The sequence below is a fragment of the Sphaerotilus sp. genome, from assembly GCF_031429695.1.
GTDB lineage: Bacteria > Pseudomonadota > Gammaproteobacteria > Burkholderiales > Burkholderiaceae_C > Sphaerotilus.
Genome location: NZ_JANPAB010000078.1, coordinates 38237 through 57441, shown reverse-complemented (window position 1 = coordinate 57441; position 19205 = coordinate 38237). Strand labels below are relative to the sequence as shown.

The following is a 19205-nucleotide window of genomic DNA, read 5'->3' as shown; positions in this document are numbered from 1 at the left end:
CGTGGGCGACGCTCAGAGCAGCAGCCCCTGCGCCAGCCGGTCCACCGCAGGCGTGAGCCGTGTCGCCGCGAGCAGGTCCGCCAGCCGTGCGCTCTTGTTCTGCCATTCGGCGACCAGCTCCTCGCCGAGCAGTGCGTAGTGCCACGGTCGCCCGCTGCGCATCTCGGCCGGCAGCGTGTCGATGCGCTCGCACCAGGCGACGGCGGCGCGCCGCTTGCGTTGCACGTCGGGATGGACCACCTGCTGCTGCGCCTTGGTCTCGACGAGGTAGATGGCCTCGGCCGTGCGGACCAGGAAGTCGGGCGAGTAGAACGCCGGCAGCCCGTCCTCCTTCACGTAGCGCAGCCGCAGGAAGTCGTGGCGCGTCTCGCTGATCTTGCAGAACGCCTCGACGTGGCTGTCGGCCTGTGCCCAGTGGATGAACCGCTTTTCCAGCCCGCCATTGCGTGCCGGGTAGGGCAGGCGCGGGTAGATGCACTTGCCGACCTCGACCGAACTGCTCTCGCGCACCAGCAGTTGTTTCACCTCCGACAGCCGGCGGTGGCGCACCTCGGTGTCGCCGACGGGGCGTGACTGGCCCGCTTCGCGCAGGGCGTGGCCGAAGATGCGCGTGAGGTGATCGACCACCGGCTTCAGCAGCAGCACGCGCCAGCGTTCACCGTCGTGCGGGTTGAACGGCGTGCCGAACAGCCGGCTCCAGATGTAGTCGTCCAGCCAGCCCGTCAGCTCGGCGGTGTGGACCTGCAGATACGGCAGATCGAGGTGGTGGGCGATCTTGTTGCCCTTGGGCAGCGGCTGGCCCAGGGACTGGCCGATGCGCCGCGTCAGCCGCGACAGGTAGTCGTTGTAACCCGTCACCGTCATCACCGCGCCATCGACGCGGTAGTCGCCGAACAGCGTGCTGCTCTGCAAGTCCTGCGAGATGAACTGGTCGCCCTTGCCGAGCAGGTTCGTGAGCTGCTCCAGCGACATGGCCGTGAACGCGGGCAGGGCCGACACGTCCGGCGCGGTGTGCTCGATCACCTCGTCGGCTTCCTGGAGGATGAAGGGAATGGCGAAGTCGAATGCCTCGAAACCCTCGCGCAGTTTGGCGGCGATCAGGTCGCCGCCGCCGGGGGTGCCGTCGCCCTGCTCGGTGGTGGTGCCGACCAGCTTCTCGTCCATCAGCTCCTGGTAGAACGCGTTGAACGCCGGGTGTTCGACGATGGTCAGCACGTCAAGCAGGCTGCCTGGCTCCTGGCCGTTGTCGATGCGCTGGCGGTTCTCGGCCTTGAGGCTGTCGTACTCGCCGTCGCGCCACATCAGCCGCAGGCCGCGCCCGATCGTCTGCTCCAGCAGGATCTGCGCCTGTGACGAGCGCAGCGGCACGATGACGCAGATGTTGTTCACGTCGAAACCTTCGCGCAGCATCAGCACGCTGACGATCACGCGGGGTGTCGCATGGTGATCGACGCTGAACAGCCGCTCGCGTGCGATGGCCCAGTCCTTCTCGCCCAGCTCGGCTTTCTTGCCCGAGTCGATCGACATCACGGCGTCCTCGGTCAGCCCTTCTTCCTTGATCAGGAACTGGGCGACCAGCGGCGAGACGGTGGTGTCCTCGCAGACGACCAGCATCTTCGGATGGCGTGTCGGGTCGATCCGGGCGAAGTCGATTTCCAGCTTGCGCAGCTTCATCAGACCGGCGCGCAGCATGACGCGCTGGCCCGCGCTGAGTTCGACGGCGCGGCCCTTGTCGTCGCGCTCCACGGTGAAATCGAGCGGCAGTGCGCCGATCTCCTTGCGCCGGTCCAGCACCAGCGACTTCACCAGCCCGGCGCGCATGGCGTCCTTCAGGTCGAAGTCGGTGACGATGTGCGGGAAGTAGACCTTGCGCTTGTTCTTCGGCGTGCCCACGTCGTTGTACGGGGTGGCCGAGAAATCGATCTGCACGAAGCGTTGGCCCTTCGGCGCGGCAATGCGCGACAGGCTCTTCTGCCACTCGACCTCGGTGGCCTCGCCCTCGCGCTTGAGTTCGTGGATGTGGTGCGCCTCGTCGTTGAAGACCATCAGGTCGGGCAGCGCGCTCAGGTACTCCAGCACGTCGCCGCGGGCGTAGCGGCGGTCGAGCATGTCCAGGCTGTTGCCGGCGGCGCGGCCCGGTGTCAGCGGCAGCACGGCGTCGATCACGCGGTGGGCTTCCAGCGGGGGCAGGGTGTCGCTGGCGTCGTCGGTTGCGTCGGCCTCGTCGTCCACGCCGTTCAGCAGGTGCCAGTTCGTGATGGCGATCATCCCGTTGCCGGTCGCCTTCAGGCCGATCTCGCCCTTGGCGCAGACGTTGCCGCGCACGAAGGCCAGCACGCTGTCGCGGTGGGCCTCGGGGATGAACAGCGCGGCGTTGCGGGCGATGTCCGAGGTGTCGAAATCGCGCCCGCTGCCGACCAGCCGGCCGCAGAACGCATCCAGCAACCGCTCGTAGACGATCAGGCCCGGCGCGACGACGAGGAAGCGGCGCGTGAAGCGCGGGTCGTCCACGCCCTCGGCCTGTGCGGCGCTGCGGTTGAGCAACTGCCAGACCATCAGCGCCTGCATGACCCAGGTCTTGCCGGTGCCGGTCGCCATCTTGAGACAGTATTTCGGGTGGTCGTGCTTGGGCTGCGCGACCTCCTGGCGGCGTGCGCCGGTCAGCGCGTGCGGTGCGACTTGCGCGTACAGGTCGAGCAGCGAGCCGGATGCCAGCGCCTCGTGCGCGACGATGGTGTTCAGGATCGCCTGCTTCTGGCCGGCGTGGAAATTCAGCGATCCGCGCACGGTGCACATCTCGTCGCTGAACCACCAGTGCAGCAGGTCGGCGGTGTGTGGCGTGACCCGGTGCAGGATCTCGGCCGAGCCGTCTTCGAGACCTTGGCAGAGGGCGCGGGTGTGTTCGGTCAGCGCGATCGACAGCGCGAGCGGGTTCGGGGCCGAGGCCGGATTCGGTGTGGCGGCGCTCATTGCACGGCCTCCGCCACCGTGGTGACCACCTCGGCCTCGAAGCCGAACACATCCACCGCCCGCACGCACACGCGCCGCGGGCCGGCCTTGTGCGGCACGGTCAGCCGGGCGTGGGTGACGACGCGCAGCGCGTCGTCGTCGTTGGCGGTGTTGCCGCGGTAGTCCTGCCAGACCGAGCGGAAGACCTTTCCGTCGTAATCGGGATCGATGGCCCAGTATTCGATCAGCGCGAGCGGCTCCTGGTTCATCACGGCCTGGAGTTTCTGGCGGTTGGCGTCGTCTAGGTTGATCGCCTCGGGCGACAGCAGGACGTAGTTTCTGAGCTTGACGGTCAGGTGCTCGTCGGCGGCGCTGTGGGCGCGTTCGACCGGGTGGATCGTCAGGTATTGCAGCGACGAGAAACGGACCTGGCCGCGCAGTTTGTCGATGCCGCCTTTTTTCTTCAGGCGGTCGAGCAGGTCGGGCGGAATCACCAGCACTTCGAGGCGGCTGTCGTTGAGCGCGGTGATGTCCTGGCCGATCGACGGCTCGAAATTCCAGCCGAGCACGACCACGCGGTCCCAGCCGCCGAGCAGGTTGTCGCGCTGGGCGATGGCTTTTTTCAGCGTGGTGATGCCGGTGAGTTTGTTGGGGGAGTCGGCCAATACCAGCGTCTTGCTGCTTTTGCGGGGGCCGAGGTCGAGGCCGGCGATCTGGCCGAGGTTGCGCTGCGGGTTGAATTCGGCGGGCAGCGACTGGGCGCCGTAGAGCGACAGGACGATCTGCGACAGGTCGCCGATGCGGAACTCGCGGCCCAGCGTCACCTTGGCGGCTTCGACCTGGTAGTCGCCGATCGCCTGGTACAGGAAGGGCCGGGCGCTCTGGTCGATCAGCCGCTTGCGCATGATCATGCAGGCGGGTTTGCCGAGGTCAGTCGTGATCCAGCGGCGGCCGAGCTTTTCGGCGACGGCGGCGGTGGTGCCACTTCCACCAAATAGATCCATTATGAGTGCGTCTTTATCGCTTGATGTTCTGATAATTCTTTCCATCAAGGACTCTGGTTTTTGTGTTGGGTAATCAAGTCGCTCAGATGATGTCGGGCTTATGCGATTAATGTCAAACCAAAAATCTGTTGTTGGCGTTCCTTTGGCGTCTCTAAGGAATCTTTTTCTGCTCAGTGATTTCCCTGTCGAGGATAAAACTATTTCACCGTTCTCCCAGAGTTTTTGCATTTTTTCTTGGGAATAACGCCAATAACCCTTTACCCCTAAAAAATCATAGTAAGGATTTCCTTTTGCCGCCCCGCCTGGGCCGTCAACCGGCATAAAACGATATCGCTCACCTTGAGCGTCAGTGTATTTGTAGTCGCGATCAAGGATTTCTCGGGTGTAGTCCTCGTAGGGTGGACTCCAGAATCTGGACGAGCTTTTTCCGTAGAAGTAAATTACTTCTGTGACTCGCCCGTAATGCGCAGATCCTTGGCCGCTATCTCCGTGTGCATGAGCGCGCTTCCAAGATATTTCATTGACAAAGTTATCTTTACCAAAAACATCATCCATCACCAACTTGACGTAATGCCCCACATGCCAGTCAAGGTGAACATAGATCGACCCGGTATCGGCCAGCAGCTCGCGCATCAGGATCAGCCGCGGCGTGATCATCGCCAGATACGACGCCGTGCCATCCGCCCAGGTGTCGGAGTAGGCGAACTGCTCGATCACCGTCGGCTTCTGCTCCAGCTCGACACCGGGCAGCGTGACCTTGGTGCGGTAGTCGGCCTTCGAGTCGAACGGCGGGTCGATGTAGATCAGGTCCACCCGGCCGCGCAGTGACGGCGTGCGCTCGTCGCCGGCCAGCAGCGCGGCCATCGCCAGCAGGTTGTCGCCGTAGATCAGGCGGTTGACCCAGGCGTCCTGTTCGGACTGCGCCAGCCGGTCTTGTCGGGCGGCGCCCTGAATCCAGTCGGTGGCGCTGCTGTCCTTCGACGGCAAGACCCATTCGCGGGTCTGGAGGCTCACACGGTGGCGGCTTTCGAGGCTTTCCAGGATCTTTTCGGCTTGGCGGCGCCCGTTGGCGACGATCTCGGGCAGTTGTTCCAGCAGCGACTTCGGCATGACTTCTTGTTCAGTTCGATTGAACAGGAAGTTTAATTTTTCATTGAACAAACAGTTGATGTTTTCACCTTGGGAACTGAACTATTTGTTCATGGACGACAAGTTGGAATTTGCGCAAAGACTGCATGACGCGATGCAGCGAGCGGGCTACAAGCCCCGTCCGGCTGTGCTGGAGCGCGAGTTCAACACGCGTTATTGGGGGGAATCTGTGACCGTGCAGGCGGTGCGGCGTTGGCTGCGTGGTGAAGCCATCCCATCCCAGGACAAGCTCCAGACCCTCGCCGAATGGCTCAAGGTCGAGCCGCAGATCCTCCGCTTCGGCGAAGGCATCGCCAAGTCGGTCAAGCAGTACCGCGAACGCTGGGACGAGAAGCTCACTCACCAGGAGCGCGAAACGGTGGACGCCTTCCTGCAACTGCCCGCGCCGCAGCGCAAGGTGGTGCGCGAGGTGATCCTGACGTTTGCGAAGGTCTACAAGGACGACGGGGGCACGCCGTCTTCCTGACCAATGGGTGCCAACTGGCGCACCACACCCTAGAATCTGGCTCGCCCCCCAGGAGTCCACCGCATGAACGCCAACCTCGAATCGACCCTCAGCCGCACCTTGGGTCAGGCGCTGGGCCTGCCGTCCGGCGCGAGCGAAATGGCCCTGGCGCGCGCCGACCGGGAGCAGCTCGGCGCGGCCCTGATGCACAGCCTCACCGGCCAGAACCTGCTGTCGCCCGCCGATGTCTACCGCATCGTGCCGCGCCGCACCTGGATCCGCCGCAAGGCCGAGGCCCGACTGAGCCGCGGTGAGTTCGACGGGCTGTACCGGCTGGTGCGGGTGCAGACGCTGGCGGAACTGGTCTTCGGCGATGCGGCGCGCGCGCAGGCGTGGCTGCACAGCCCGAAAGAGCGCCTGGGGGGCGCCGCGCCGATGGATTTCGCGGCCGACACCCTCGGCTTCGAGGCGGTGCAGGCGTGGTTGCACGAAATCGACCAGGGCTACTTCGCCTGAGCCTGGCGTGATCCTCTGGCGCATCAGCAACTACGCCGACCTGTCGGGCACCGGCGGCGTGCTGCACCCCGGCCGCTGGCACCACCGGGGGCGCCCGATCGTCTACTTGGCGGAAAGCCCGGCGGCGGCGCTGCTGGAGGTGCTGGTGCATGTGCAGGTGTCGCATCCGGGCGAGTTGCCGGCGCACTACCAGTTGATGGAAATCGCCTTGCCGGACGGTGTGCGCAGCGAGGATGCGGTGTTGCCGGAGACACCGAATTGGCACGCCGATGCCGAGGCCACCCGCCACTGTGGTGACGAGTGGCTGGCGCAGGGACGCAGCTTGCTGCTGCGCGTGCCGTCGGCCGTGGTCGGGCGCAGCTTCAATCGGCTGTTCAATCCACTGCACCCGCAGGCGCAACAGGCGGTGGTGGTGTCGGTGGCGCAGTATCCGTTTGATGAGCGGCTTGCCCGGCTGCCGGAGTGAGGCTGCAGCCGTCTCCGGCGGCACACAATCGCGCGATGCATGACGCCTCCGCTCCGACTGCCAAAACGCCCGATCCGCGCCAGGTGCGCCGTCGCCACGAACGCCACCGCGAACGCCACCGCACCGACCGCATCGGCTGGCTGCGTGCCGCGGTGCTGGGCGCCAACGACGGGGTCATCTCGACCGCCAGCCTCGTGGTGGGCGTCGCGGCGGCCGGCACCGGATCGGCCGATCTGCTGGTCACCGGCATCGCCGGGCTGGTGGCGGGCGCGATGTCGATGGCGGCGGGGGAGTACGTTTCGGTGCATTCGCAGGCCGACACCGAGCAGGCCGACCTGTCCCGCGAACGGCTGGAACTGGAGGCCGATCCAGTCGCCGAACAGCGCGAGCTGGCGGGGCTCTACGTCGCCCGTGGCCTGACACCCGCGCTCGCCGCCGAGGTGGCCGGACAGCTGATGGCCCACGACGCGCTCGGCGCCCACGCCCGCGACGAACTGGGCTTGTCCACAGCGCTTGGTGCACGACCGGTGCAGGCGGCGCTGGCGTCCGCGGCCAGTTTCGCGGTCGGCGCGGCGCTGCCGCTGGCTGTCACTGCGCTGGCGGCGGGACCGGGCGTGATCGCCTGGGTGTCGGGCACGGCGCTGGTCCTGCTCGCCGTGCTGGGCGGTGTGGCGGCACAGGTCGGGGGCGCCAGCGTGTGGACGGGAGCCTGGCGGGTGACCTTCTGGGGGGCGATCGCGATGGCGGTCACCGCCGCGGCCGGGTCGGTGTTCGACCATCTGCTGGCGCTGTTGCGCTGACCACGGTCCGGCCTGGCGGGCGCGCCACGCGATAATCCGCAGATTGAGCGTCCCGCACGCCGCCACGAGTTCCGCGCCGCCATGAGCCTCCCAGACCGCTACGACCCCACCGCCGTCGAATCCGCCGCCCAGACCGCCTGGCGCGCCGCCGACGCCTACCGCGTCACCGAAGACCAGACGAAGCCCAAGTTCTACGCCTGCTCGATGCTGCCTTACCCCTCGGGCAAGCTGCACATGGGCCATGTGCGCAACTACACCATCAACGACATGCTGACCCGGCAGTTGCGGATGAAGGGCTACAACGTCCTGATGCCGATGGGCTGGGACGCCTTCGGGCTGCCGGCGGAAAACGCCGCGCTGAAGAACGCCGTGCCGCCCGAGCAGTGGACACGCGAGAACATCGCCTACATGAAGACCCAGATGCAGGCGATGGGGCTGGCGATCGACTGGTCGCGTGAAGTGGCGACCTGCGACCCCGCGTACTACAAGTGGAACCAGTGGCTGTTCCTGAAGATGCTGGAAGCCGGCATCGCCGAGCGCCGCACGCAGGTCGTGAATTGGGATCCGGTCGATCAGACCGTGCTGGCGAACGAGCAGGTGATCGACGGGCGCGGCTGGCGTTCGGGCGCGCTGGTCGAGAAGCGCGAGATCCCGGGCTACTACCTGAACATCGTCCAGTACGCCGACGAGCTGCTGGGCGCGGTCGCCAATCCGGAAGACCCGAACTACCTCAGCGGCTGGCCCGAGCGCGTGCGGCTGATGCAGGAGAACTGGATCGGCAAGAGCGAGGGCGTGCGCTTCGCCTTCCCGCACGATATTCGTCGTGAGGACGGACAAAAGATCCAAGATGGCAAGCTGTATGTCTTCACGACCCGTCTCGACACCATCATGGGGGTGACCTTCTGCGCCGTGGCGCCGGAGCACCCGCTGGCCGCGCACGCCGCTGCGACGAACCCGGCGCTGGCCGCGTTCATCGCCGAGTGCGGTCAGGGCGGCACGACCGAAGCCGAACTCGCCACGCAGGAAAAGAAGGGCCTGCCCACGGGCTTGTTCGTCACGCACCCGCTGACGGGCGCGCAGGTCGAGGTCTGGGTCGGCAACTACGTGCTGATGAGCTACGGCGACGGCGCCGTGATGGGCGTGCCGGCGCATGACGAGCGTGACTTTGCCTTTGCCAAGAAGTACGGTCTGAAGATCAAACAGGCCGTCACTATTCCTGGAGAAGAGTTCTCGGAAGAAGTCTGGTCCGACAGCAATGCGGACAAGCGTCGCTCAGTGCTGGTCTCTGATGAAGGTGAAACTACGGTCGGATACCGCGATGCCGTTGATCGGTTCCTAAAAGTATTACAGGTACGAGATGAGTCGGTGGTAGTAGAGAAGAAGACCACCTGGCGCCTGCGCGACTGGGGCATCAGCCGCCAGCGCTACTGGGGCACGCCGATCCCGATCATCCACTGCGACGATTGCGGCGCGGTGCCGGTGCCGGCCGCCGACCTGCCGGTCGTGCTGCCGATCGACTGCGTGCCGGACGGTTCGGGCAACCCGCTCAAGAAACGCACCGATTTCCTGAACGTCGCCTGCCCCTGCTGCGGCAAGCCCGCGCAGCGCGAGACGGACACGATGGACACCTTCGTCGATTCGTCGTGGTACTTCATGCGCTACTGCGACGCGCAGAACAGCGAAGCGATGGTCGCCGACGGCACCGATTACTGGATGCCGATGGACCAGTACATCGGCGGCATCGAGCACGCGATCCTGCACCTGCTCTACGCCCGCTTCTGGACCAAGGTGATGCGCGACCTGAAGCTCGTGAAGATCAACGAGCCGTTCACGAAGCTGCTGACGCAGGGCATGGTGCTCAAGGGCGCCTTCTTCCGCAAACCCGAGGGTGGCGGCAAGAGCTACTACTGGGAACACGAAGTCAACGTCCTGACGAACGACCACGGCGTCGTCATCGGCGGCACGTTGAAGGCGGACGGCCTGCCGCTCGATTACGAGATGACGACGATGTCGAAGTCCAAGAGCAATGGCGTCGATCCGCAGGCCCTCATCAACCTGCAGGGTGCGGACACGGCCCGCCTGTTCGTGATGTTCGCGTCGCCGCCGGAGCAGACGCTGGAGTGGAACGACGCGGGCGTCGAGGGCGCACATCGGTTCCTGAAGCGCGTCTGGGGCTTCGCGGCGAAGAACGAAGCCGTGCTGACCTCGGCGGCGAACGTGGTCGGTGGGGATCTGCCGGCCGCGGCCAAGGCGTTGCGCCGCGAGGTGCATCTGGTGCTGCGGCAGGTCAGCCACGACTACGAGCGCATGCAATACAACACGGTCGTGTCCGGCGGCATGAAGCTGCTGAACGCGCTGGAAGCCTACAAGCACGACGGCAGCAATGCGTCGGCCGCCGTACTGCGCGAGGGGTATTCGGTGCTGCTGCGCGGGTTGTATCCGGCGTGTCCGCACCTGACGTGGAAGCTCTGGGCCGACCTTGGCTACGCGGCCAAGTGGGGCGATCTGCTCGACGCGCCGTGGCCGCAGGTGGACGAGGCCGCGCTGGTGCAGGACGAGATCGAGCTGGTGCTGCAGGTCAACGGCAAGACCCGCGGTTCCATCACGGTGCCGGCCGGCGCCGACAAGGCGGCAATCGAGGCTGTGGCGGCTGCCAGCGCCGAGGTGGCGAAGTTCGCCGAGGGCAAGCCGCCGAAGAAGATCATCGTCGTGCCCGGCCGCCTCGTGAACGTGGTGGTCTGACGTGATGCGGCGGCGCCTGTTCGTGCTGGCGACAGCCGCGGTCCTGACGGGCTGCGGCTTCCAGTTGCGCCGCCCGCCGGAGCTGCAACTCAAGCGCGTCTTCCTCACCGGCTTCGACGCCTACTCGCCGATGGGCGACGAGCTGCGCCGGCAACTGCGCGCCAGCCCCGGCGCCGTGCTGACCGAAACCGCCGCTGAGGCGGACGTGGTGCTTGATGCGCTGGAAGACGCCCGCGAGCAGGTCGTCGCCGCCTCGACCGCCGCCGGCCAGGTGCGCGAGCTGACCTTGAGGGCACGCCTGCGCTTCAAGGCTCGCACGCCGGCCGGTCGCGAGCTGATCGCCCCGGCCGAGCTGGTGCTGAGCCGCGACGTGAGCTACAGCGAGACCTCTGCGCTGGCCAAGGAGCAGGAGATCGCGCTGCTGTTCCGCTCGATGCACACCGATCTGGCGGCGCAGGTGCTGCGGCGGCTGGCGGCGCTCGGGCCGGGTTGATCCGACTGTCTCGCCATGCAGCTCCGCGCCGACCAACTCCCCGCCGCCCTCGCCAAGGGCCTGCGCCCGCTCTACGTGATCCACGGCGACGAGCCGCTGCTGGCGCAGGAAGCGGCTGACGCGATCCGCGCTGCCGCCCGCGCCGCCGGCTACAGCGAGCGCAGCGTCCACACCGTCGCCGGTGCGCATTTCGACTGGTCCGGCCTGCTCGGCGAGGCCAGCGCGCTGAGCCTGTTCGCTGACCGCCGCGTGATCGAGATCCGCATCCCTTCAGGCAAGCCGGGCAAGGACGGGTCCGAGGCGCTGCAGCGGTATGTGCAGACGCTGTCCGACGACAACCTCACCCTGATCCTGCTGCCGAAACTCGACCGAACGCAGCAGACCAGCGCGTGGTTCACCGCGCTCGATGGCGCTGGCCTGAGCTTGCGCATCGACCCGGTGGAGCGCCGCGCCCTGCCGCAGTGGATCGCGCAGCGGCTGGCGGCGCAGGGCTTGCGCATCGAGGACGGCGAGGCGGGGCAGCACGCGCTGGCCTTCTTCGCCGACCGCATCGAGGGCAACCTGCTCGCCGCGCACCAGGAGATCAGCAAGCTCGCGCTGCTGCACGCCCCCGCCGATCCCCGCGGCGCACCGACCGTGCTGACGCAGACGCAAATCGAGTCGTCGGTGCTCAATGTGGCGCGCTACGACGTGTTCAAGCTCGGCGAGGCGGTGCTGGCGGGGCAGGTGGCGCGGGCGCTGCGCATGCTCGACGGGCTGGAGGCCGAGGGCGAGGCGGCGGTGCTGGTCCACTGGACACTGGCCGACGACCTGCGCGGGCTGCAGCGCGTCCACGCCGCCACGCTGCAGGGCAAGCCGCTGCCGCTGGCGCTGCGCGACGCGCGGGTCTGGGGCGTGAAGGAAAAGCTGTTCGAGCGTGTGGTGCCGCAACTCGATGCCGCCACGCTCACGGCGCTCATCGCCGCCGCGCACACGGTGGACGGCATCGTCAAGGGTGTGCCCGATCCAACCTGGCCGGTCGAGCCGTGGGCAGCGCTGCGGCGGCTGGTGCTGCTGACGGTGCAGGCCGTGCAGCGCCAGGGGCTGCAGCTGGCGCTGCAGGGTTGAAGGGCTGAAGCCCTCCGTCAGTAGATCGCCTGGGCCGAGACGTACCAGCCGCGCTGGCTCGCCTTGTTGGCGATGTTGCCCAGGTGGACGGCGGCGGCGGTCAGGCTCAGGTTGCGCACCGGCCACCAGGCGACGAAGACGTCGTGGGCACTGTCTTCGCGGAACACGCTCAGGTTGTCGGGCTTGCGGCGCCACTCGACCCCGACTGCCAGGTCGTCGCGCAGCAGCACCGCGCCCGAGAATTCGGGCACCCACTGTGCCTGGTCGCGCACGTCACCGCCGAAGCCGAGCAGCCCGAACTGGTTGGCGCGCGTGCTGCGCAGCGTCAGATTGGCCAGCGCGTTGTGGCCGGCCAGTCCACCGAGCCAGATTTTGGTGGCGCTGGCGTACAGATCGGTGCCGCTGGCGTGGCGGGCGCCGAGGGCCGTGGGCACGGCCATGTCCTCGTTGTGCTTGAACTGGGCGCCCACGCTGAGCTGCGGCCACCAGCGGTCCTGGTCGTAGACCGCATCGCCGAGCACGCGCCATTTCAGGCCAAGCACGTTCAGTTTCACCGATTGCCCCGGCACCGTGTCGCCCAGGCCGAAGCGCATCTGCGCCAGGGAGGCTTCCCAGGTGTCGTGCACGCCGATGGCGGCGGCGGTGGTGGTCAGCGTGTAGCCGCCGTCGGTGCGCACGCGGGTGAGGTGGGCTGTGGCGCCGACCTGGTCGCGGCTGCCGTAGCCGCCGATCAGCGCCCAGGGCACCAAGCCGCCGCCGCCGCTGCCTTCGACCGCGCCGACGCCGGCGGTTGCCGTGAGCCGATCACCGGCCCGCACCAGGCCTGCACAGGACAGCAGGGCCAGCAGGACGAGCCGGACGTACAGGGATCGGAGGGCGATGGAAGGTGAGGTGGTCCGCATGCCGCCAGCGTGGCAGCCGTGCCGGTACCGCAGAGGTTCCAACAAGCGCTGTTTTCTCCCCGTTTTTGGATCCTTGGCGGGGGCGGCCACGGGGAATCATGGTCGGGGTATTTCCGATGGGTCTTGAAAGGACACGCATGTTCCGGAATTCGTTTCTGCGTCGGGTGGCGGTGCTGGGCTGGCTGCTGGCGGTGGTGTCCGGACTGTCGGGTTGTGCGGTGCCTCCGTCGGCCGAAAGCGCGCTGTACCAGCGTCTGGGCGCGCGTGCGGGCGTGGCCCGTCTGTCCGATCGCCTGATCGAGCGCACGGCCAACGATCCGCGCACGCGCCGCAGCTTCGAGGGCGTCAAGCTGGTGCCGCTCCAGCAGAGCCTGGCCGACTACCTGTGCAAGGTGACCGGTGGCGGCTGCGTGTACGAAGGCGAGACGATGGCCAATTCGCACACGGAGCTGGGCATCCAGGCCCATGAGTTCGACCTGATGGTGGCCTTCCTGCGGGAGGAACTGGATGCGCAGGGCGTCGCCGCCGCCGACAAGAACGAGTTGCTGCGGCGTCTGGCGACAGACCGCCGTGACATCGTGCAGGCCGGCGCCGCCCGAAAGACGCCGTGACGGACCTGTGGCGCTGGCGCCAGACGTTCCTGCTGGTCGGACTGGTGGTGCTGGGACTGTCCGTCCGGGTGCAGGCGGCTGCCGTGACCGTGCAGACCCTGGACCCGGCAGGCAAGCCGCTGGCCGGGGCGGTGGTGGCGATCGAGGTCGGCGGCGTGGCCAAGGTGGCGGTCTCCGGCACCCGCGCCGAGATCCGCCAGCGCCAGCGCAGCTTCGAGCCGGGCCTGCTGGTGGTGCAGACCGGGGCGTCGGTCGACTTTCCCAACCTCGACACCGTGCGCCACCACGTCTATTCGTTCTCCCCGGCCAAGACCTTCGAGCTGAAGCTCTACAACGGACGGCCCTCGGCGCCGGTGGTATTCGACCGGGCCGGCGTGGTCGCGCTCGGCTGCAACATCCATGACCAGATGATCGGCACGGTGGTGGTGGTCGATACGCCGCTGTTTGGCCGCACGGACGCCGCTGGCCGCGTCGTGCTGGACGTGCCCGCAGGGGAACACCGCCTGCGCACCTGGCATGGGCGGATGCGCGAAGGCACGGACCTGCAGGCGCAGCGGCTGGTGGTCGGCGCTGCCGAGGCGCTGTCCGTGGTGGTGCAGCTGCCCGTGGTGGCTGCACCATGAGCGGGTTCACGGCGCGTCTGGCGGGCTGGCGCCTGAGCGGGCTGGAGCGGCGCATCGTCTGGCCCTTCCTGCTGTTGCTGGTGCTGGTGCAGGGCATCAGCCTGATGCTGGTGAACGGTGCGATCGGGCAGAGCGCCACGCGGTCGATCGACAGCGATCTGCAGATCGGCCAGCGCGTGTTCACCCGGCTGCTGGAGCAGCGCGCCGAGCGCCTGTCCGAGGCGGCGGCGCTGCTGGCGTCCGACTTCGGTTTCCGGTCGGCGGTCAGCAGCCGCGACGTCGCCACGCTGGGCGACGCGCTGGAGAACCACGGTCGGCGCATTGGCGCCTCGCTGGTGATCTACACCGATCCGGCCTGGCGCCCGGTGGCCTCGACCGGCCTGAGCGTGGACAGGGTCGCCGTGCTGTTGCCCGTGGCGCGCATGGCGGCCATGGCCGGACCGGCGGGTGGCGTGGGACCGCAGAATGCGCGCCTGACGCTGATCGAAGGCCGGGCCTACCAGCTCGTGGCCGTGCCGGTGAAGGCGCCGCGCACGGTGGGCTGGGTGCTGATGGGCTTCGAGCTGGACCGCTCGGTGCTGCAGCAGCTGGCCGCCATCACCGCGCTGCGCGGGGCCGTGCTGTTCAACGGACCGCCTGCGCGCCTGTTGCTGTCCACCTTCACGGCCGCTGGCGATGTGCTGGTGGCGCCGAATCCGGTCACCAGTCCCTGCGGCCGCGAGTTGCGCGAGGCGGGCAGCCGCTGGCGCAGCTGCGAGTTCGTGCTCGACACGGGGCTGTCCGATGGCCGCTCCATGCCGCCGTTGCGGCTGGTGCTGGCGCATTCGGTGGACGAGGCGCTGGCGCCCTTCGAGCGGCTGCAGCTCACGCTGCTGTTGCTCACGCTGGTCGGGGTGGCGGTGTTCGCGGTGGGGAGCGCGGTGACGGCGCGGCGCCTGAGCGGGCCCATCCGCGGACTGCGGCGGGCCGCCGAGCGCCTGAGCCGCGCCGACTACGACACGCCGGTGCGCGTGCCCGACGAGCGGGTGGTCGGTGACGAGCTGGTGCAGCTGGCGCGGGCCTTCGAGTCGACCCGCCAGGCCGTGCAGCACCGTGAGCACACCATCGGCCGGCTGGCGTACTGGGACACGCTGACGGAGCTGCCGAACCGGGCGCAGTTTGTCGACGTGCTGCGGCGCCGGCTGCAGCCTGACGCGGCGGGTGTGGTGGCGCCGCTGGCCGTGATGATGCTCGACCTCGACCGTTTCAAGCATGTCAACGACGTGCTCGGCCACCAGCTCGGCGACCGGCTGCTGTGCGAGGTGGCACAGCGTCTGGCTGGCTGCTGCCGCAGTGCGGACATGGTGCTGGCCCGGCTGAGCGGGGATGAGTTCGGCCTGCTCCTGAGCGGCCATGGTGTCGAGCACGCCAGCGCGGTGGCGCGCGCACTGCTGGGCATGCTGGACGCGCCGATGCGGCTGGACGACCACACCATCGACCTCAGTGCCAGTCTGGGCATTGCCTTCGCGCCCGAGCACGCGGCGGACCCGGAGGCCCTGCTCGGCCTGGTCGAGGTGGCGATGTACGCCGCCAAGCGCCGCCAGCTGGGGGTGCTGGTCTATGACACCTCGATGGACACGCGCAGCAGCGCCTCGTTGTCGCTGTTGAGCGAGTTGCGCCAGGCCATCGAGCGGCAGGAGCTGCGCCTGTACGTGCAGCCCAAGGTGGAGTTGAAGACGGGCCGCGTGCTCGGCGGCGAGGCGCTGGTGCGCTGGCTGCATCCGCAGCGCGGGCTGGTGCCGCCGATGCAGTTCATCCCGTTTGCCGAGCAGACCGGCTTCATCCGCCAGATCACCACCTGGATGCTGACCGCGGGCGTGCAGGCCTTGCAGGACTGGCAGGAGGCCGGACTGGTGCTCAAGCTCAGCATCAACCTCTCGACCCGCGACCTGCTCGACCCCGAGCTGACGGACCGTGTGCGCCACCTGCTCGACCGGCACCGGGTTTCGGCCGCGCGGCTGTGCCTGGAGATCACCGAGAGCGCGATCATGGACGACCCCGTGCGGGCGCTGCAGACGCTGCAGAAGCTGCACGAACTCGGTGTGCACCTGTCGATCGACGACTTCGGTACCGGCTATTCCTCGCTGGCCTACCTGAAGCGGCTGCCGGTGGACGAGCTGAAGATCGACCGCAGCTTCGTCACCAACATGGAGCGCGATCTGGACGATGCACGCATCGTGCAGTCCACCATCGGACTGGCGCACAACCTGGGGCTGACGGTGGTGGCCGAAGGGGTGGAGACGGACAAGGCGTGGGCGCTGCTGGCGCGGCTCGGCTGCGACGAAGGCCAGGGCTTCGGCATCGGCCGGCCCATGCCGTCGGACGAGTTCCTCGGCTGGGTGCGCCACTGGCAGGCGCCGTCCAACGAGGCGCTGCACGTCGACACCGATTTTGCGCAGATGCTCTGAGCCCGGCGGATCAGTAGCCGGCGCGCCGGTCCACCTGGTGCGCCAGCGCTTCACCGCGGCGCCAGGCGGCCAGGTTCTGCGCCACGACCCGTGCCGCCGAGCGGGCGTCGGTCTGCGCCGCCACATGCGGCAGCACGGTGACCGCCGGGTGCGACCAGTAGCGGTGGTCGGCGGGCAGCGGCTCCTGGTGGAACACGTCCAGCACGGCATGGGACAGGTGCCCGTCGTCGAGCGCGGCGAGCAGATCGGCATCGACCACCTGTGCGCCGCGCGCCAGATTGACCAGCGCCGCGCCGCGTGGCAACTGCCGCAGCCGCGCCGTGTCGAGCAGCCCGCGCGTGTCGGGTGTCAGCGGCAGCAGGTTGACCAGGATCTCGCTGTCCGCCAGCACCGGCCCGAGCGGCTCCCCGCGCCGCCAGCCGGTGACGCGGTAACCCAGCGTCCGCAGTTGCCGGCTCACCTCGCCGCCCATCTGTCCCTGACCCAGCACACCGACGTGCACCGCGTCGGCGCTGCGCTGCGCGTGTGGCTGCCAGCGACTGTCGCGCTGCTGGCGGGCGTAGACGTGGAAACCGCGGTGCAGCGTCAGCACCGCCCACAGCGCGGTTTCCGCCATCGCGGCGTTCATCGCCGGATCGACCATGCGCACGATCGGCAGGTCGGTCGGTATCGTCGGATCGGCCAGCAGCTTGTCGACCCCCGCCCACAGCGACTGGACCAGCCGCAGCCGCGGGTAGCGCCGCAGCGCACCGGCGGGCGGGTTGGCGACGATGGCGATCTCGACCGCTGCCGGGTCGTGGTCGTCCTCGGCACGCACCAGGGTTTCACCGGGCAGTGCGGCGGTCAGTGCAGGCAGCCACTCGGCCCACTCCTGCGCGTCGAAGCGACAGACCAGCGCAATGGCCCCGGCGGTGGTGCTCACGGCATCGCCTGCAGCGCCGACACCAGCACCGCCAGCGCGTGGTCGCGTGTCTGGGTGCGCACGGCGGCGCGGTCGCCCTCGAAATGCCGGCATTCGGCCCAGACCCAGCCCGGCAGCGCCCAGGCGAACCAGACCGCGCCGACCGGCTTGGCCTCGCTGCCCCCGCTCGGTCCGGCCACACCGGTGACGGCCACCGCTGCTTCGACGCCCGCCTCGCGCTGCGCGCCGGCCGCCATCGCGCGTGCCACGGCTTCGCTGACCGCGCCGTCGCTGGCGATCAGCGCCGAGTCCACGCCGAGCATCTCGGACTTCGCTTCGTTGCTGTAGGTGACGAAGCCGCGGTCGAACCAGTCGCTCGACCCGGCCAGGTCGGTGCAGGCCGCGGCGATCATCCCGCCGGTGCAGCTTTCCGCGGTGGTGAGGTGCCAACCGAGGCTGCGCAGCAGGTCGGCGAGTGCATGGACAGTGGACATCAGGCGACTCCCTGGACGAAGCGCATCAGCGCCACGCCGATGGCAATGGTGAACAGCGTGCAGCCCGCAGCGACCAGATCGTCGAACAGGATGCCGAACCCCCCGCGCCAGCCGCCGCCCTTGAAGTGCTGGTCGGCCCAGCGCACCGGGCCGGGCTTGGCGGCGTCGAAGTAGCGGAACAGCGCAAACGCGGTGGTCTGCAGCCCCAGGCTGGCGGGCGTCAGCACCCACAGGATGAGCCAGAACGCGAGCACCTCGTCCCAGACGATGAAGCCCGGGTCGGCGATGCCGGCGTTGGTCGCGGCCACGGTGCAGGCCCACCAGCCGACGAAGAAGCCACCCAGCAGCACCCAGCCCCAGCCGGCGCTGTCCAGCCAGACGTTCAGCACCGCGAACGCCACCCAGGCCCACAGCGTGCCGGCGGTGCCCGGTGCGAGAGGGCTGAGTCCGCTGCCACCGCCGAGGGCGATGAAGTGCGCCGGGTGGCGCAACAGGAACTGCGGGCCGATGCGGGTCTGCGGTGGGGGCGTGGGGGTCGTCATGGTGCGAAATGGTCAAACGAGGCCCACGGCGTGGCCACACGGGCGCCGTGGCGGTCGACGACCGTGGTCCCGCCCTCGGTGGTGAGGCGGCCGATGCAGCGCACGCCGGTGGCGCTGCGGTCACCGGCGTCGAGCACGGCGGCGTGGTCGGCGGGCGCGGCGGTGAAGAGCAGCTCGTAGTCGTCGCCGCCGGCGAGCAGGCATTCGCGCTGCAGCGCCTCGGTCTGTGCGCGCATCAGCGGGCTGCGGGGCAGGGCGTCGGCGTGGATCACCACGCCCAGTGCCCGGCCGTCCTGGCCCGAGCGGCGCAGCACGTGCTGCAGGTCACCGAGCAGGCCGTCCGACACGTCGATCGCGCTGGTCGCCACGCCGCGCAGCGCCAGCCCGAGCGCCACGCGCGGCTCCGGGCACTCCATCGCCAGCCGCAGGTGGTCGAAGGCGGCACCCGGCACACGCAGGCCCGGCGTGCCACGGAACACCTCCAGCGCCAGCCGCGCGTCGCCGAGCCAGCCGGGTTCGTCCTCGCCCAGCGGGTGACTGACCCAGAGTTCGTCGCCCGCCCGCGCCCCGCTGCGCAGCAGGGCGGCGCCGGGGGGCACTTCGCCGAAGATGGTGAGGCACAGGTTCAGCGGCCCGGCGGTCGTGTCGCCGCCGACGAGGTCGAGGTCGTGGCGGTCGGCCAGCGTGTGCAGGCCGCGGGCGAGGCCGGCGAGGAAGGTGTCATCGGCCCGGGGCAGGGCGAGGGCCAGCGTGTAGGCCAGCGGCTTCGCGCCGCAGGCGGCCAGGTCCGACAGGTTCACCGCCAGCGCCTTGTGGCCGAGCCGCTCGGGCGCGACGGTGGACAGGAAGTGCCGGCCCTCGACCAGCATGTCGCTCGACACCGCGAGCTGCATGCCGGGGGCCGGGGCGATCAGCGCGCAGTCGTCGCCCACCCCGAGCGGGTTGCGCCGGGCGGGGCGCGTGAAGTGGCGGGCGATGAGGTCGAATTCTCCGAGGGGCATGGGGCGCTGCGCT

Annotated in this window: 17 protein-coding genes; 10 read left to right on the top strand and 7 right to left on the bottom strand. The window is 68.6% G+C overall.

What is annotated here, in order from left to right:
- Positions 1-12: 12 nt before the first annotated feature.
- Both RMP06_RS15055 and RMP06_RS15050 read right to left on the bottom strand, forming a co-directional pair.
- Positions 13-2970: a DEAD/DEAH box helicase gene (locus RMP06_RS15055; RefSeq protein ID WP_310462600.1), complete on the bottom strand. Its 2958-nt coding sequence runs from the start codon at positions 2968-2970 to the stop codon at positions 13-15.
- Positions 2967-5114, bottom strand: coding sequence for a site-specific DNA-methyltransferase (locus RMP06_RS15050; protein ID WP_310462599.1), 2148 nt, complete (start codon positions 5112-5114; stop codon positions 2967-2969). The genes RMP06_RS15055 and RMP06_RS15050 overlap by 4 nt, the downstream gene beginning before the upstream one ends.
- Before the next feature lie 40 nt (positions 5115-5154).
- On the opposite strand from RMP06_RS15050, the gene RMP06_RS15045 reads away from it, so the two are divergent.
- The 7 genes from RMP06_RS15045 (at position 5155) to holA (ending at position 11671) form a co-directional block, all read left to right on the top strand.
- Positions 5155-5568, top strand: a complete 414-nt coding sequence (locus RMP06_RS15045; RefSeq protein ID WP_310462598.1) for a helix-turn-helix domain-containing protein — start codon at positions 5155-5157, stop codon at positions 5566-5568.
- A 63-nt stretch (positions 5569-5631) separates the two neighbouring features.
- Entirely contained in the window at positions 5632-6063 is a 432-nt protein-coding gene (locus tag RMP06_RS15040; protein ID WP_310462597.1) for an antitoxin Xre/MbcA/ParS toxin-binding domain-containing protein, read from the top strand.
- A gap of 7 nt (positions 6064-6070) precedes the next feature.
- Complete coding sequence (locus RMP06_RS15035; RefSeq protein WP_310462596.1) at positions 6071-6529, top strand: RES family NAD+ phosphorylase; 459 nt, start codon at positions 6071-6073, stop codon at positions 6527-6529.
- A gap of 35 nt (positions 6530-6564) precedes the next feature.
- Entirely contained in the window at positions 6565-7329 is a 765-nt protein-coding gene (locus RMP06_RS15030) for a VIT1/CCC1 transporter family protein (RefSeq protein WP_310462595.1), read from the top strand.
- A gap of 81 nt (positions 7330-7410) precedes the next feature.
- Positions 7411-10071: a leucine--tRNA ligase gene (leuS, locus tag RMP06_RS15025; RefSeq protein WP_310462594.1), complete on the top strand. Its 2661-nt coding sequence runs from the start codon at positions 7411-7413 to the stop codon at positions 10069-10071.
- Positions 10072-10075: 4 nt separating this feature from the next.
- Positions 10076-10564 (top strand): LPS-assembly lipoprotein LptE, encoded by a 489-nt coding sequence (locus RMP06_RS15020; RefSeq protein ID WP_310462593.1) that lies wholly within the window; start codon positions 10076-10078, stop codon positions 10562-10564.
- Between the two features lie 15 nt (positions 10565-10579).
- Positions 10580-11671, top strand: coding sequence for a DNA polymerase III subunit delta (holA, locus tag RMP06_RS15015; protein ID WP_310462592.1), 1092 nt, complete (start codon positions 10580-10582; stop codon positions 11669-11671).
- A gap of 17 nt (positions 11672-11688) precedes the next feature.
- Here holA and RMP06_RS15010 read toward each other — a convergent pair whose 3' ends face one another.
- On the bottom strand, positions 11689-12573 hold the full coding sequence (locus tag RMP06_RS15010) for a DUF3034 family protein (protein WP_310462591.1): 885 nt from the start codon (positions 12571-12573) through the stop codon (positions 11689-11691).
- 137 nt (positions 12574-12710) lie between these two features.
- Here RMP06_RS15010 and RMP06_RS15005 point away from each other — a divergent pair, with 137 nt between their 5' ends.
- The 3 genes from RMP06_RS15005 to RMP06_RS14995 are packed head-to-tail and all read left to right on the top strand — an operon-like array spanning position 12711 to position 16254.
- Positions 12711-13184: a group I truncated hemoglobin gene (locus RMP06_RS15005; protein WP_310462590.1), complete on the top strand. Its 474-nt coding sequence runs from the start codon at positions 12711-12713 to the stop codon at positions 13182-13184.
- A complete protein-coding gene (locus tag RMP06_RS15000; RefSeq protein WP_310462589.1) occupies positions 13181-13807 on the top strand; it encodes a methylamine utilization protein in 627 nt (208 codons plus the stop codon). Before RMP06_RS15005 ends, RMP06_RS15000 begins: the two co-directional genes overlap by 4 nt.
- A complete protein-coding gene (locus tag RMP06_RS14995; protein ID WP_310462588.1) occupies positions 13804-16254 on the top strand; it encodes a putative bifunctional diguanylate cyclase/phosphodiesterase in 2451 nt (816 codons plus the stop codon). Before RMP06_RS15000 ends, RMP06_RS14995 begins: the two co-directional genes overlap by 4 nt.
- Positions 16255-16264: 10 nt before the next feature.
- Here RMP06_RS14995 and RMP06_RS14990 read toward each other — a convergent pair whose 3' ends face one another.
- From RMP06_RS14990 to thiL, 4 genes are read right to left on the bottom strand one after another with little or no spacing between them, the layout of a single operon-like run.
- Complete coding sequence (locus RMP06_RS14990) at positions 16265-17176, bottom strand: 2-hydroxyacid dehydrogenase (RefSeq protein WP_310462587.1); 912 nt, start codon at positions 17174-17176, stop codon at positions 16265-16267.
- Positions 17173-17649, bottom strand: coding sequence for a CinA family protein (locus RMP06_RS14985; RefSeq protein WP_310462586.1), 477 nt, complete (start codon positions 17647-17649; stop codon positions 17173-17175). The genes RMP06_RS14990 and RMP06_RS14985 overlap by 4 nt, the downstream gene beginning before the upstream one ends.
- Positions 17649-18191 carry a phosphatidylglycerophosphatase A family protein gene (locus RMP06_RS14980; protein WP_310462585.1) on the bottom strand — a complete coding sequence of 181 codons (543 nt, stop codon included), beginning with the start codon at positions 18189-18191 and terminating at the stop codon, positions 17649-17651. Before RMP06_RS14980 ends, RMP06_RS14985 begins: the two co-directional genes overlap by 1 nt.
- Positions 18188-19192, bottom strand: a complete 1005-nt coding sequence (gene thiL / locus RMP06_RS14975) for a thiamine-phosphate kinase (RefSeq protein WP_310462584.1) — start codon at positions 19190-19192, stop codon at positions 18188-18190. Before thiL ends, RMP06_RS14980 begins: the two co-directional genes overlap by 4 nt.
- Positions 19193-19205: the final 13 nt, after the last annotated feature.

What these genes read in the sequence shown, in the direction of transcription:
- RMP06_RS15055 (WP_310462600.1), bottom strand. Translation starts at nt 2,970, where the DNA reads ATGAGCGCCGCCACACCGAATCCGGCCTCGGCCCCGAACCCGCTCGCG.
- RMP06_RS15045 (WP_310462598.1), top strand. Translation starts at nt 5,155, where the DNA reads ATGGACGACAAGTTGGAATTTGCGCAAAGACTGCATGACGCGATGCAG.
- RMP06_RS15040 (WP_310462597.1), top strand. Translation starts at nt 5,632, where the DNA reads ATGAACGCCAACCTCGAATCGACCCTCAGCCGCACCTTGGGTCAGGCG.
- RMP06_RS15030 (WP_310462595.1), top strand. Translation starts at nt 6,565, where the DNA reads ATGCATGACGCCTCCGCTCCGACTGCCAAAACGCCCGATCCGCGCCAG.
- leuS (WP_310462594.1), top strand. Translation starts at nt 7,411, where the DNA reads ATGAGCCTCCCAGACCGCTACGACCCCACCGCCGTCGAATCCGCCGCC.
- RMP06_RS15020 (WP_310462593.1), top strand. Translation starts at nt 10,076, where the DNA reads ATGCGGCGGCGCCTGTTCGTGCTGGCGACAGCCGCGGTCCTGACGGGC.
- holA (WP_310462592.1), top strand. Translation starts at nt 10,580, where the DNA reads ATGCAGCTCCGCGCCGACCAACTCCCCGCCGCCCTCGCCAAGGGCCTG.
- RMP06_RS15010 (WP_310462591.1), bottom strand. Translation starts at nt 12,573, where the DNA reads ATGCGGACCACCTCACCTTCCATCGCCCTCCGATCCCTGTACGTCCGG.
- RMP06_RS15005 (WP_310462590.1), top strand. Translation starts at nt 12,711, where the DNA reads ATGTTCCGGAATTCGTTTCTGCGTCGGGTGGCGGTGCTGGGCTGGCTG.
- RMP06_RS14995 (WP_310462588.1), top strand. Translation starts at nt 13,804, where the DNA reads ATGAGCGGGTTCACGGCGCGTCTGGCGGGCTGGCGCCTGAGCGGGCTG.
- RMP06_RS14985 (WP_310462586.1), bottom strand. Translation starts at nt 17,649, where the DNA reads ATGTCCACTGTCCATGCACTCGCCGACCTGCTGCGCAGCCTCGGTTGG.
- RMP06_RS14980 (WP_310462585.1), bottom strand. Translation starts at nt 18,191, where the DNA reads ATGACGACCCCCACGCCCCCACCGCAGACCCGCATCGGCCCGCAGTTC.
- thiL (WP_310462584.1), bottom strand. Translation starts at nt 19,192, where the DNA reads ATGCCCCTCGGAGAATTCGACCTCATCGCCCGCCACTTCACGCGCCCC.